Here is a 12,688-nt window from a genome sequence, read left to right as displayed (position 1 = left end):
GTGGGGAAGGGATGGACATATGAAGAAAAGTAAACTGGAAAGATCCAGAAACAGATGGGGAATCGTGTTTATCCTTCCTCAGCTCATCAGTCTGGTCTGCCTTGGCATGATACCCATTGTGATTGCCTTTGTACTGAGTTTTTTTGATTGGAATGGATTCAGTTCTCCGGTATTTACGGGATTTCAGAATTTTAAGGCAGTGTTTACAGACCCGGATACGGCCATCGCCATTAAGAATACGCTTCTCTATTCCGTGATCTATGTGCCGTGTTCCATTGTTTTATCTCTGGGGCTTGCCATGCTTCTGAATAAGGCATGGGGGAAAATGTTTTACCGGGCGGTTTTTTTCTTGCCGCAGATTGTCACCTCTGTGGGGATAGCGGTGGTATGGTCCTGGATTTACCAGCCTCAATTTGGGATTCTGAACATGATACTTAAATTTTTCGGGATCCAGGGGAAAGAATGGCTGCGCGACCCCTCCACGGCCATGGGGGCGGTGATCGTTATGAGCATCTGGTGGGGGCTGGGATATAATATTGTACTGTTTCTGGCGGGGCTGCAGAATGTCCCCAGAACTTATGTGGACGCGGCGAAGATAGACGGCGCCAACGAACGGCAGGTGTTTTTCAATATTACGGTGCCTCTAATTTCACCAACCACACTGCTGGTGACTATCACCACCATGATCAATGCGTTTCAGGTCTTTGACCAGATGTTCCTGCTGACTTCGGGAGGACCGGCCAAGAAGACGTATACTATGGCAATTCACATTTATCAGACGGCATTTAAAAGTTACGAACTGGGGAAGGCATCCACGGCAGCACTGATCCTGTTCTTTGTGGTTGTGGCTGTGTCTGTGATACAGTTTAAGCTTTCTGACAAATGGGTTCATTACGGGTAACAGTTCAGATAGGTCTGCGCATTTACTGCGCTGACCGTATGAAAAAGTAGTGCTAGCTTTATCCAGCCCATCGCGAAGCGATTTTTAATGGCTGGATGCGTAACGGTTCAGTTTGTCTGAACTGTTACCATTACGGAGAGTAGGTGAGAGGATGACAAATAAAAAGAATAAACGGATTAATACCCTGCTGGTCCAGGTGATACTCATAATTATGGCTGTACTTGCGCTGTTCCCGTTTCTATGGATGATATCCACGTCTTTTAAGGGCTCTGAGGAGGCATTTGCCTACCCGCCCAAATTGATACCGGAAATCTTCCACTGGGATAATTACAAAAAGGCCATGACAGCACTTCCCTTTGGGACAGCATATCTGAACAGTCTGAAGCTGGCTGTCATCAATGTGACAGGACAGGTGCTCACCTCCGCTATGGCGGGTTATGCGCTGGGGAAACTTAGGTTCAGGGGCTCCGGGGTGGTGTTTGGCGGATTTATTGCGGTCATGATGGTTCCTTATACCGTGATCTCCATTCCGCTGTTCCTGATCTTTAGCCAGCTTAACTTGATTGACACACATTTGTCCATTATTTTGATGACAGCTGCCTATATGCCCATGGGAGTATTCCTATGCAGACAGTTTATTATGGCACTGCCTGATGAGCTGATGGAGGCGGGGATCATTGATGGGGCAAATTATGGTTCCATGTTCTTCAGGATCGTACTTCCTCTTGTGAAGCCCGCACTGGCTTCCCTGGGAATCTTCTCCTTTATGTGGAACTGGAACAGTTTTTATACACCCCTGATATTTTTAAATTCTCAGGAAAAATATACGGTACCCCTGCTTCTAAATATGTTTAAGGGAAAATATACGGTGGACTGGTCGCTAATCATGGCTGCCTCGACCATTGCGGTGATCCCTGTGCTGATGGTCTATCTGTTTGCGCAGAAATATATCATTGAGGGAATTACGATCACAGGAATGAAGAGCTGAGGGATTTCCGTAACATGACTTTCTTACGGCCGGCGCAGTAAATGCCCAGGCCTGCTGAGAGATTAACAGAAGATATAATAATTACAACAGGAGGGACATATGCCAAGAATAGCTTTTATGGGGGCAGGCAGCACGATCTTTGCCAAGAGCGTGCTGGGGGACTGTATCCTGACACCCGAAATACAGGATTTAGAGATCGCGCTGCACGACATTGACCCGGTGCGGCTGGAAGATTCCAGAAAAATGCTGGAGAATATCGCCTCCAATGCGGGGCGTAAAGTGAGGATCGAGGCTCACGCAGACAGGAAACAGGCCCTGAGAGGGGCGAAATATGTGGTAAACGCCATTCAGGTAGGCGGATACGATCCCTGTACTATCACGGATTTTGAGATTCCGAAAAAATACGGTCTGCGTCAGACCATAGCAGATACTTTGGGCATAGGCGGTATATTCCGGGCACTGCGCACCATACCGGTGCTGGAGGAATTTGCAGAAGATATGCAGGAAGTCTGCCCGGATGCTCTGTTCATCAACTATTCCAACCCTATGGCTATGCTGACAGGGTATCTGCAGACCTACACGAAAATACAAACCATTGGACTGTGCCACAGCGTTCAGGTCTGCATTCCCCAGCTCTTCAAGGCCCTTGATATGGAAGAACTGGTGCCGGAGACCAGGTGGGAGATTGCGGGCATCAACCATCAGGCGTGGCTTTTAAAGGTACAGGACGGTAAAGGGAAGGATTTGTATCCGGAGATCAAAAAGCGGGCGGCCGCCTTTTTGAATGGTGAGGCTGCATACGACGCAGACTGGGATAAAGTCCGTTACGAGATGATGCTGAGATTCGGATACTACATAACAGAGTCATCAGAACACAATGCGGAATACACACCATGGTTCATAAAAGACAGATATCCGGAACTGATCGAGAGGTATAATATCCCCTTGGACGAATATCCAAAGCGCTGTATCAAACAGATCGGTGACTGGAAGCAGATGCGCGGGGAACTGGTGCAGAATGCGGAGATCAAGCATGAAAAGAGCCGTGAGTTTGCATCTTTTATCATAAATTCCATGGAGAATGATGTTCCCTACCGTGTTCACGGCAACGTACAGAATACAGGCCTGATACCAAATCTCCCTCCAAATGCCTGCGTGGAGGTTCCCTGCCTGGTGGACCGGGACGGAATCCATCCCTGCTATGTGGGAAACCTCCCGGAACAGTGTGCGGCCATAAACCGTACCAATATCAATGTCCAGCTGCTTACCATGCAGGCTGCAAGATCCAGGCGGAAAGAGGATATCTATATGGCAGCCATGATGGACCCCCATACGGCGGCAGAGCTGTCCATGGATGACATCAGGGCCATGTGCGATGAGATGCTGGAGGCCCACGGCTCGTGGATGCCGAAATATAGATGACATTAGGATAAGATGTAATGAGATGCCGGAGGCTCACGGCTCATGGATGCCGAAATATAGATGACATTAGGATAAAGTGTGATGAGATGGCGGAGGCCCACGGCTCATGGATGCCGATATACAGATGACATTAGGATAAGATGTGATGAGATGCTGGAGGCCCACGGCTCATGGATGCCGAAATATAGATGACATTAGGATAAAGTGTGATGAGATGCCGCAGGTCCAAGGTTCATGGATGCCGAAATACAGATGACATTAGGATAAAGTGTGATGAGGGGCCGGAGTCCCACGACTTTTGGAAGCCCTCCAATAGGGCATATACGGAAATGATAAGGAGAACAGTTACATGGAGAAAGTGTTGAGAGTAGGCGTGCTGGGCATGGGAAACATGGGAAAAGCCCATGCGCGCAGCATGATGAAAATGGAAAATGTTAAGATTGCAGGACTCTGTTCCTCCCCCGCAGATGATGCCAGGGCCTTTGCCTGCGAAAATCATCTGGACTGCGGGATCTATGATGACGGATACCGTATGATAGAGGATGCAGGGCTTGACGCACTGTATATCTGCCTGCCGCCCTTCGCCCACAGCGGACAGCTGGAAGCAGCCGCAGATAGGGGGATTCATGTATTTATCGAAAAGCCTATTGCCCTTAATGTGGAGCGGGGAAAGTCCATGGCAGACGCGGTAGAGCGCAATCATATTGTTTCCCAGGTGGGGTACCATATGAGATTCGGAAGCGCCGTCAGAAAATGGAAAGAATATATGGACAGCGGAAAAGCCGGGAGGCCCACCCTGTATATGGCAGATTATGAGTGCAACAGCCTTCACGGCCCCTGGTGGCGGGATGTCACAAAATGTGGCGGGCAGGTCTTTGAGCAAGTCATCCACCTGTATGATATGGGCTTGTATCTCATGGGGGATGCGGACTGCGTGAATGGACATATCGCCAACCTCTGCCATCAGGATGTGGAGGGATATACCATTGAGGACACCAGTGTCTGCAGTATACATTTTAAAAACGGTTCCCTGGGTTCCATATGCGGCTCCAACTGTTCTGTGAAAGAACAGTGGAACGGCAGATTCCGGGTAATATGCCAGCATATGACCGCTGATTTCATGGACCATAACCATGCGGTCTTCACCTTTACGGATGAGGAAACTCCCCATACAGAGACGGTTGCAGAGGATGTGGATGCCACATACCTGGAAGACTGCTGTTTTATAGAAACGATACGCGGCAGAAGAGAAAATATGGCCGGTGTGCCTGAGGGACTGAAAGGTCTGCAGCTGGTAAGTGCGGTGGTGGAGTCCTCCGCAAAAAACGGGGCATGTGTGGTGCCGGAATAAAAAATAAATGATTCGTAACTGTTCAGTACCCTCACAGTAACAAGCAAAAATCCATGCAGAATCGCCTTTGGCGATGGGATTTTTGCTAGAGTGTGTTTGAAAATTGCTTTCGGCAAGCTGTACGTCACACTCTAGGCTGCGGAATGCTTTCTTACGGTCAGCGCAGTGAATGCGCAGACCTACTGAATAGTTACAATGATTCACATAAAGGAGAAGATAAAATGACAGGAAAAGAGATTGTTTCAACAGAACCGAGAAAGGCATTCCTCAGAGAATACGAAGATAGTCCGGTAAAAGAGAACGAGATCCGTGCCAAAGTGGATTTCGCCGCCGCAAAACACGGAACAGAGTTTACCCATTTCCGGGGAGAGGACCCGTTCCTGGAAAATATATTTGATGAGGAGTATCTTCTTTTTAGAGAGAGCCAAGAGGCTGCGGAAAAACCGTTTTTCATGCGGCCGGGAAATATGTGGATTGGACATATTACTGAGATGGGGAGTGAAGTACAGGGATTTGAAATAGGAGAGCGCATTGCAGGCTACGGCCCGCTCAAAAGCACCCACACCCTGAAAGCCCGGGAAGCCTTTAAAATGCCGGAGCGCATGACCTGGAAAGAGGCTGTGTGCTACGACCCGGCCCAGTTTGCCCTGGGAGGGATCCGTGACGGTCAGGTGAGAGTGGGAGATAACGTGGTGGTCTCCGGCCTGGGAGCCATCGGTCTGCTTGCGGCCCAGTTCGCAAAACTGGCAGGGGCAGCAAAAGTCATTGTCTGCGACCCTATCGAAAAACGGCGGGCAGTGGCCTTGGATAACGGTGCGGACCTTGCCCTTGATTCCTCATCCGTGGACGTGGGCTTGGAGATCAAGATGGCTACAGGCAAACGCGGCGCGGATGTAGTGATAGAGACCAGCGGAAACTATTATGCCCTCCAGCAGGCAATCCGGGGCGTAGCCTATAATGGAAATGTGGCAGTTGTTGGGTGGTATCACGAATGCCAGGGCGGCCTGAATCTTGGAAGAGAAGCCCATTTCAATCAGCCAAATATCATCATTTCCAGAGCCTGCAGTGAGCCGAACCGGGAATACCCCAGATGGAGCTTTGAAAGGATCTGTGATACCTGCTGGGATATGCTAGCAAAAGGTCTTCTAAAATGCGAGAATATCGTTGATCCGGTTGTATCCATAGACGAGGCGGCAGATACCTACATGAGCATTGACAGGAACCCGGCCAGCAGCGTAAAGATGGGGGTGCAGTTCCGGTAAAATAAAGAATAGACTTTTATTTACGGCCTTAGGGGGAAATCCTCAGAGGCCGTTATTTTTTATGTTTCCCTTCCCTCTCATGGAAGATTGTGTTAAACTAAACAAGGAAAAAGAATGAGAAATGGTAACTGTTCAGTACCCTCACAGTTACAGGCAAAAATCCATGCAGAATCGCCTTTGGCGATGGGATTTTTGCTTGGCCGTGGTACACTTTCTTACGGTCAGCGCAGTGAATGCGCAGACCTGCTGAATAATTACGAGAAATGTAACTATTCGGCAGCCGGACAAAAAGTCCATCCCCAAGTTAAGGCGTCACGGAGTTTGTTCATAATTGTGAAGAGGCTGACAGTTACTGAGGAATTAGAGATACCGGGCAGTGTCCGGTATAAGGAAAACGATAAGGGATAAAAGATGAAGTTTTTGAAAACAGCAGGGAAAGTGATCGCGGCACCTGTACTTTTCTGCGTATTTTTACTGGCAAGGTGTTTTCAGTTTTTTTTAAAAGTCTGCGGAGCATTGGTAACGTTTGTGTGCATTCTGGCAGCAGTGGTTCTGACGATAGGCGTCGTTGCGCAGATAGCACTGCAGATTCAGGGACGCGGTCCGGGAATCGCTGCAATTATAATCAGCGTTCTGATAGCAGCCGTTCTGGCATATGTGCCGGGAGCCGGCGTAGGCGCCGTGATGGTGGTGCTGGAGGGAATCTGCAGCTGGATCATGAAGTTCTACAAAACAGCTCTGGAGAGCGTAAATATCGTACATAAAAAGACCGGATATAAATGGGCGGATTATGACTGGGACAGCAATAAAGTCTATAACAGCGTGAGAAATTCCACCATTGGAGAGAGTGAACGTAAGATACATTACTTTAAGGGCATCCGTTCACAGGAGGAACTAAAACGGCGTGCCTGGGCACTCCTAAAGATCTACCAGCCGGACAACCGGTTTGGGGAGGATGAGATAACCAGAAGCATTATGGCGGAATATGACTATCTGAAGAAGAAACTTCCAAAAAGCACCGGCGAGGAGTGACAACAGCTCCCGTACTTTGTGATACTGTACCATGTCCTTCTGTTACATGAGCTTTTCGAGCCTGAAGGGATAGCTCTCACTTTCGAGCCATGTACGGTGAAAAATGCAAAAAGTTCCAAAAGAATCCTCCCAGATGCGTTGACAAGCCCCCCAAAAAAGTTATAATTAAGAATAGATAACGTTCTGAAAAAGATGTCAATTCAGAATGAGAATTGAAATCATTGTGTGGAGGATATGAAATGAAAGTATTAGTTGAAACATCTGCAAGACATTTACATTTATCCCAGGAACATCTGGAGATCCTGTTTGGTAAAGGCCATGAGCTGACCGTTAAAAAAATGCTGAGCCAGCCGGGACAGTTTGCATGTGAAGAGAAAGTTGAAGTGATCGGTTCCAAAGGCAGCCTGAAAATGTCCGTTTTAGGACCAGTCAGAAAAGATACACAGATCGAGGTATCCCTGACAGATGCAAGAAGCCTCGGCGTAGCTGCTCCAATCCGTGAGTCCGGCGATATCGCAGGTACAGGTGCATGTAAGTTAGTTGGACCGGAAGGTGAAGTAGAACTGACAGAGGGCGTGATCGCTGCAAAACGCCACGTACATATGACTCCGGAAGATGCTGAAAAGGCAGGCGTGAAAGACAAAGATATCGTTAAACTGGACATTGAATCTCCTAACGGAAGATCCCTGACTTTCGGTGATGTAGTAGTACGCGTAAGCGCATCCTACGCAACAGCAGCACACATTGACACAGATGAAGCTAACGCTTTAGCTCCTGGAAAAGAGTGCTACGGAGAAATGACAAAATAATCAAAAAAGCGTGACTGTTCAGTACCCTCACAGTTACAGGTAAAAATCCATGCAGAATCGCCTTTGGTGACGGGATTTTGCTTGGCTGTGATACACTTTCTTATGGTCAGCGCAGTGAATGCGCAGACTTACTGAATAATTACAAAAAAGCAATCATATTATTTCAACAGTTTTGCGCCCGGTATTTTCCGGGCGCTTTTTTTCGCTGCGATCCCACTGTAAAAAGGATATTGACAGACCCATTGAACTCTGCTAATCTAAGAACATATTCAAAAGCGTTCTGCTTTTTATATCTGCGCAGTTTCTGCGGTTTTCCACATTTTAAGATTTATAACAGGAAGTTGGTGAGGCTTTTGTAAAGTGTTTTTATATTGTAATTCCCAATATATAACGATATAATAAGAGGAGAAACACATGAGTGATATTGCATATCAAAACAAAGATATTACACTGAAATATTTTGCAGACACACTGATAGACAAAAGCCTTGCTGTGTATGGACTGCCGCATATACGGATCAAGGACTGCAGACCCACAAACCTCCCTGCTATAGAAGCCAATGAATTAAGGCTGGATAATCTATTTATCCTTGAGGATGGATCCCTTGCACTTATAGACTATGAGAGTACGTTTACCATTAAGGATGTGGTAAAATATGTGAACTACATAGCCAGGATCTTAAAGCGTTTCATCAGACAGGAAAGGATCCGGAATACAGATGAGCACAGGGCAAAACTGCCTATCCTTCACCTGATCATTATCTTTTCGGCAGATATCGGAGAGGTAGATCCTGATATTATGGATGTGGGATGTATGCAGCTTAAAATAGAGCCTGCATATCTTCTGGGGATTGAAACAGAAGAGGTGTTCCGAAAAATACAGGACAAAATAAAAAACAAGGAAGCCCTTGGCGATGATGAATTACTGGAGCTGATCATCCTGCCGCTGACCGTTAAAGGAAGAGAAGAAAAACAGGCCTTAGCTGAGAAAACAGTGGAGCTGGCAGGGGGGATACAGAACGAAGAACAGCGTATACAGGCGCTGTCCGGAATTTTGACCTTTGCGGATAAGATCATAGATAAAGAGTACGCAAAAAGGATCAAGGAGGCGATTGGAATGAATAAGGTGGCACAATTATTTTATGATGAGGGTATTGAGATGGGATTGGCCAAAGGCAAAGCGGATCTGATACGCTGCATAAGAAAAAAAATAAAAAAAGGTTACGCGGCAATAGAAATTGCAGAGGTACTGGAAATAGATGTCTTACATGTTAAGCAGATCGCGGTTCTTATGCAGAACTATCCTGAGGACACTGATGTGGAGATTGCAGCCAGACTTTTAAGGGGAGAAAAACAGGAGCAGGCTGTACGGTAAATGGATCATCCCGCACAAAAAGTAAAGATATGGTATAGGAAAGCCGAAGAAGGAAGATATTAAAAGCAGATATCTTTCTATCTTCGGTTTTTTTCTTTATCCATGATGACAGGAGAATACGCGTGACTGAATGTGATTGAATAAGAATGAAAATGTTTTATAAAGCATTAAAACATTCAAAACTGTGCATATTGCACCAAAATAAACCGTGATTTTCGTGAATTAATTTGATTGAATTTGAACGATTATGGTTGTATAATACAGATAGTTAATAAAACAGAGATAACCGGAACAACCGGACAGGAGGGAAGCCATATGATTTATACGGTCACATTTAATCCGTCACTGGATTATATCGTTTCCGTTGAGGATTTTCAGCTTGGCATGACTAACAGGACAGATTCCGAATTGCTGCTGCCGGGCGGCAAGGGGATCAATGTATCCACAGTGCTGAAGAATCTGGGGATTGAAAACACCGCCCTGGGATTTATCGCTGGATTTACAGGCGATGAGATCCGCAGGAAAGTGGAGGAGATAGGGGTGAAGGCGGACTTCATCCAGATCCGGGAAGGGGTCTCCAGAATCAACCTGAAGCTGAAATCCATTGACGGTACAGAGATCAACGGACAGGGGCCGGACATAGGAAAAGAAAAAGTAGAGGAACTTCTGAGCAGACTGGACGGACTGCGTGAGGGGGATGTGCTGGTCCTGGCAGGCAGTATCCCGGCATCCATGCCGGATGACATTTATAAGAACATCATGAAACGTCTCACAGGAAAAGGGATCATGATTGCGGTGGATGCCACCAGGGATTTGCTGGTCAATGTACTGGAATACCATCCGTTCCTGATAAAGCCCAATAATCATGAACTTGGAGAAATATTTGATACAGAGATCAGGACTAGGGAGGAAGTCATTCCCTATGCCAGAAAGCTGCAGGAGATGGGAGCATGTAATGTGCTGGTATCCATGGCAGGGGAAGGCGCGGTGCTGGCGGCCTCAGACGGAAGCTGTCATATAGCCCCGGCCCCCAAGGGAGATCTTGTGAACGCTGTGGGGGCGGGTGACTCCATGGTAGCCGGATTTCTGGCCGGGTGGATGGAGAAAAAGGATTATGTCCATGCATTTCATATGGGAATCGCAGCGGGAAGTGCCAGTGCATTTTCAGAATATCTGGCAAAACGTGAGGAAATAGAAGCGGTCTATCAAACCATATAAAGGAAGGAAACAAGTATGAGAATAACGGATTTACTGGACAAGAGAAGTATTTCCCTGAACGGTGCGCCTAAAAACAAAGAGGAGGCACTTGACCAGGTAGTTGCTCTGATGGCAAAGAGCGGTAAGATCAACGATGAGGAAGCCTACAGAAAGCAGGTTTACGCAAGGGAGGAGGAGAGCACTACAGGTATCGGTGAGGGAATTGCCATTCCCCACGGAAAATGTGATGCGGTTGACAGGCCGGGCCTTGCGGCCATGGTGGTAAAGGACGGCGTTGACTTTGATGCCCTGGACGGCGAGCCGGTGACCCTTATTTTTCTGATCGCTGCACCCAACACAAAAGACAATGTACATCTGGATGTACTCAGTAAGCTGTCGGTTCTAATGATGGATGAGGCATTTTCCGATTCCCTGAGAAACGCCCGGTCTGTGGATGAATTTCTGGAGATCATAGATAAAGCAGATGATGAAAGACCGGATATTGATGAGCGCGTGACAGAGCCGTCCACAGAGCAGAAAGGGCAGGCAAAGATTCTGGCTGTCACCTCCTGCCCAACGGGAATAGCCCATACCTATATGGCGGCAGAAGGGATTGAGAAAGCGGCTAAGGCGAAGGGATGTTTCGTGAAAGTGGAGACCAGAGGTTCAGGCGGCGCCAAGAATGTGCTGACAGACCAAGAGATCCGGGAAGCAGATTGTATTATTGTGGCCGCGGACGCCCAGGTCCCCATGGACCGCTTTGACGGCAAAAAGGTGATCGAGTGCCAGGTTTCAGACGGAATCAGCAAGGCAGACGCTCTGCTTGAGAGAGCCGTAAACGGAGATGCCCCTGTATATCACGCTTCCGGCGCAGTGCAGAAGAGTTCTCAGGCAAAGAGCAGCGGCAGCGTAGGACACCAGATTTATACCCAGCTCATGAACGGTGTATCCCATATGCTCCCCTTTGTGGTGGGCGGCGGTATCCTGATCGCCATAGCGTTTCTGATCGACGGTTTCAGTGTGGATATGAATTCCCTTCCCATTGATCAGAGAGCGGATTTCGGTACCATCACCCCGGTGGCGGCTCTGTTTAAGAGTATCGGCGGTACAGCATTTGCATTTATGCTTCCGGTCCTGGCGGGATTCATTGCCATGGCAATCGGCGACAGGCCAGCCCTGGCGGTTGGTTTTGTGGGCGGTATGATCGCTTCCCAGGGTCAATCCGGTTTCCTGGGAGCCTTGGCGGCAGGTTTTGCGGCGGGATATCTTATCAGACTGCTGCGCAAATTGTGCGATAAGCTTCCGCAGGCCATCGAGAAGATCGCTCCGGTCCTGATCTATCCGGTGGTGGGAATTCTGCTCATGGGGCTTCTCATGACCTTTGTGGTGGAGCCCATCATGGGCGGCATCAACACTGCGCTGAACAATGGTTTGACAAGCATGAGCGGGTCCAGTAAGATTATTTTAGGACTGATCCTGGGCGCTATGATGGCTATAGACATGGGAGGTCCGTTTAACAAGGCGGCATATGTGTTCGGAACAGCATCCATTGCTGCCGGAAACTACGATATTATGGCAGCGGTCATGATCGGGGGTATGACACCGCCCTGTGCCATTGCCCTGGCAACCCTGTTGTTTAAGAATAAATTCACAAAAGAACAGAGGGAAGCAGGCCCTACCAACTTTATTATGGGCCTGGCCTTCATCACAGAGGGCGCGATCCCCTTTGCAGCATCCGACCCGCTTCATGTGATCCCGGCATGCATGATCGGCTCCGGTGTGGCCGGTGCGCTGAGTATGCTCTTTAACTGTACACTGATGGCTCCTCACGGCGGGATTTTCGTCTTCCCTGTGGTGGGCAATGCGGTGATGTACTTGGTGGCGCTGGTAGCAGGAACGGTTGTATCCGCAGGTCTGCTGGGAGCTTTTAAAAAGAAAGTAACGGAATAAAAAATCATATAAAAGGAGAGAAATGCCATGAAAGAATTTAATTACACCATCACAGACCCGGAAGGGATCCATGCACGTCCGGCAGGAGAATTAGTGAAAGTGGCAAAAGGATTTGCCAGCAGCATCAAGCTGGTGAAGGACCAAAAAGAGGGAGACTGCAAGCGGATTTTCGGTATCATGGGTCTTGGAGTGAAACAGGGACAGGAAGTGACCCTGACCTTTGAAGGGGAAGATGAAGAGGCTGCTTATGAGGCAGTGAGCAAATTTATGCAGGAAAATCTGTAATCAGGACAAAACACATTCAAGTAGGCAAAGAGCTGCTGCAGAGAATAGCTGCAGCAGCTCTTTTCAGGCTGGAGCGCGTTTAAAGATCCCGTTTCAAACGCGCTTACGGGGAAAGGA

At 48.0% G+C, this 12,688-nt stretch carries 12 protein-coding genes and 1 pseudogene; 12 read left to right on the top strand and 1 reads right to left on the bottom strand.

Annotation, left to right across the window (positions count from 1 at the left end; all coding sequences use genetic code 11):
- The first annotated feature begins 19 nt into the window (after window positions 1-19).
- The 4 genes from C6P39_RS07945 (at window position 20) to C6P39_RS07930 (ending at window position 4,662) form a co-directional block, all read left to right on the top strand.
- Window positions 20-901 (top strand): carbohydrate ABC transporter permease, encoded by an 882-nt coding sequence (locus C6P39_RS07945; protein WP_158661492.1) that lies wholly within the window; start codon window positions 20-22, stop codon window positions 899-901.
- A 151-nt stretch (window positions 902-1,052) separates the two neighbouring features.
- Complete coding sequence (locus C6P39_RS07940; protein WP_104803382.1) at window positions 1,053-1,889, top strand: carbohydrate ABC transporter permease; 837 nt, start codon at window positions 1,053-1,055, stop codon at window positions 1,887-1,889.
- A 99-nt stretch (window positions 1,890-1,988) separates the two neighbouring features.
- A complete protein-coding gene (melA, locus tag C6P39_RS07935; protein WP_104803381.1) occupies window positions 1,989-3,311 on the top strand; it encodes an alpha-glucosidase/alpha-galactosidase in 1,323 nt (440 codons plus the stop codon).
- Between the two features lie 349 nt (window positions 3,312-3,660).
- Window positions 3,661-4,662 carry a Gfo/Idh/MocA family protein gene (locus C6P39_RS07930; protein ID WP_095174666.1) on the top strand — a complete coding sequence of 334 codons (1,002 nt, stop codon included), beginning with the start codon at window positions 3,661-3,663 and terminating at the stop codon, window positions 4,660-4,662.
- Between the two features lie 84 nt (window positions 4,663-4,746).
- Here the strand turns inward: C6P39_RS07930 and C6P39_RS28705 are convergent.
- A pseudogene (locus C6P39_RS28705) lies at window positions 4,747-4,926 on the bottom strand (DUF6783 domain-containing protein); the annotation flags it as partial.
- Here C6P39_RS28705 and C6P39_RS07925 point away from each other — a divergent pair.
- From C6P39_RS07925 to C6P39_RS07890, 8 genes are all read left to right on the top strand, one after another.
- Window positions 4,884-5,924: a zinc-dependent alcohol dehydrogenase gene (locus tag C6P39_RS07925; RefSeq protein WP_104803380.1), complete on the top strand. Its 1,041-nt coding sequence runs from the start codon at window positions 4,884-4,886 to the stop codon at window positions 5,922-5,924. The pseudogene C6P39_RS28705 and the gene C6P39_RS07925 overlap by 43 nt on opposite strands.
- Window positions 5,925-6,038: 114 nt before the next feature.
- Complete coding sequence (locus C6P39_RS07920) at window positions 6,039-6,332, top strand: hypothetical protein (RefSeq protein ID WP_104803379.1); 294 nt, start codon at window positions 6,039-6,041, stop codon at window positions 6,330-6,332.
- A 3-nt stretch (window positions 6,333-6,335) separates the two neighbouring features.
- Complete coding sequence (locus C6P39_RS07915; protein WP_095174669.1) at window positions 6,336-6,956, top strand: hypothetical protein; 621 nt, start codon at window positions 6,336-6,338, stop codon at window positions 6,954-6,956.
- A gap of 239 nt (window positions 6,957-7,195) precedes the next feature.
- Window positions 7,196-7,765, top strand: coding sequence for a PduL/EutD family phosphate acyltransferase (locus C6P39_RS07910; protein WP_095174670.1), 570 nt, complete (start codon window positions 7,196-7,198; stop codon window positions 7,763-7,765).
- Between the two features lie 414 nt (window positions 7,766-8,179).
- Window positions 8,180-9,139 carry a hypothetical protein gene (locus C6P39_RS07905; RefSeq protein ID WP_104803378.1) on the top strand — a complete coding sequence of 320 codons (960 nt, stop codon included), beginning with the start codon at window positions 8,180-8,182 and terminating at the stop codon, window positions 9,137-9,139.
- Window positions 9,140-9,454: 315 nt separating this feature from the next.
- A complete protein-coding gene (pfkB, locus tag C6P39_RS07900) occupies window positions 9,455-10,357 on the top strand; it encodes a 1-phosphofructokinase (RefSeq protein ID WP_095174672.1) in 903 nt (300 codons plus the stop codon).
- A gap of 15 nt (window positions 10,358-10,372) precedes the next feature.
- Entirely contained in the window at window positions 10,373-12,286 is a 1,914-nt protein-coding gene (locus C6P39_RS07895; protein ID WP_104803377.1) for a PTS fructose transporter subunit IIABC, read from the top strand.
- A 27-nt stretch (window positions 12,287-12,313) separates the two neighbouring features.
- Window positions 12,314-12,571, top strand: coding sequence for an HPr family phosphocarrier protein (locus C6P39_RS07890; RefSeq protein ID WP_095174674.1), 258 nt, complete (start codon window positions 12,314-12,316; stop codon window positions 12,569-12,571).
- Window positions 12,572-12,688: the final 117 nt, after the last annotated feature.

This window comes from Blautia marasmi, assembly GCF_900258535.1.
Classification (GTDB): Bacteria; Bacillota; Clostridia; order Lachnospirales; family Lachnospiraceae; genus Blautia; species Blautia hominis.
The sequence above is the reverse complement of the archived record's forward strand: the minus strand, read 5'-3'. Positions and strand labels throughout refer to the sequence as shown.

Excerpts from the sequence above, each read along its gene's own strand:
- C6P39_RS07905 (WP_104803378.1), top strand. The coding sequence starts at position 8,180 with ATGAGTGATATTGCATATCAAAACAAAGATATTACACTGAAATATTTT.
- C6P39_RS07925 (WP_104803380.1), top strand. The coding sequence starts at position 4,884 with ATGACAGGAAAAGAGATTGTTTCAACAGAACCGAGAAAGGCATTCCTC.
- melA (WP_104803381.1), top strand. The coding sequence starts at position 1,989 with ATGCCAAGAATAGCTTTTATGGGGGCAGGCAGCACGATCTTTGCCAAG.
- C6P39_RS07890 (WP_095174674.1), top strand. The coding sequence starts at position 12,314 with ATGAAAGAATTTAATTACACCATCACAGACCCGGAAGGGATCCATGCA.
- C6P39_RS07945 (WP_158661492.1), top strand. The coding sequence starts at position 20 with ATGAAGAAAAGTAAACTGGAAAGATCCAGAAACAGATGGGGAATCGTG.
- C6P39_RS07940 (WP_104803382.1), top strand. The coding sequence starts at position 1,053 with ATGACAAATAAAAAGAATAAACGGATTAATACCCTGCTGGTCCAGGTG.
- C6P39_RS07920 (WP_104803379.1), top strand. The coding sequence starts at position 6,039 with ATGAGAAATGGTAACTGTTCAGTACCCTCACAGTTACAGGCAAAAATC.
- C6P39_RS07930 (WP_095174666.1), top strand. The coding sequence starts at position 3,661 with ATGGAGAAAGTGTTGAGAGTAGGCGTGCTGGGCATGGGAAACATGGGA.
- C6P39_RS07910 (WP_095174670.1), top strand. The coding sequence starts at position 7,196 with ATGAAAGTATTAGTTGAAACATCTGCAAGACATTTACATTTATCCCAG.
- pfkB (WP_095174672.1), top strand. The coding sequence starts at position 9,455 with ATGATTTATACGGTCACATTTAATCCGTCACTGGATTATATCGTTTCC.
- C6P39_RS07895 (WP_104803377.1), top strand. The coding sequence starts at position 10,373 with ATGAGAATAACGGATTTACTGGACAAGAGAAGTATTTCCCTGAACGGT.
- C6P39_RS07915 (WP_095174669.1), top strand. The coding sequence starts at position 6,336 with ATGAAGTTTTTGAAAACAGCAGGGAAAGTGATCGCGGCACCTGTACTT.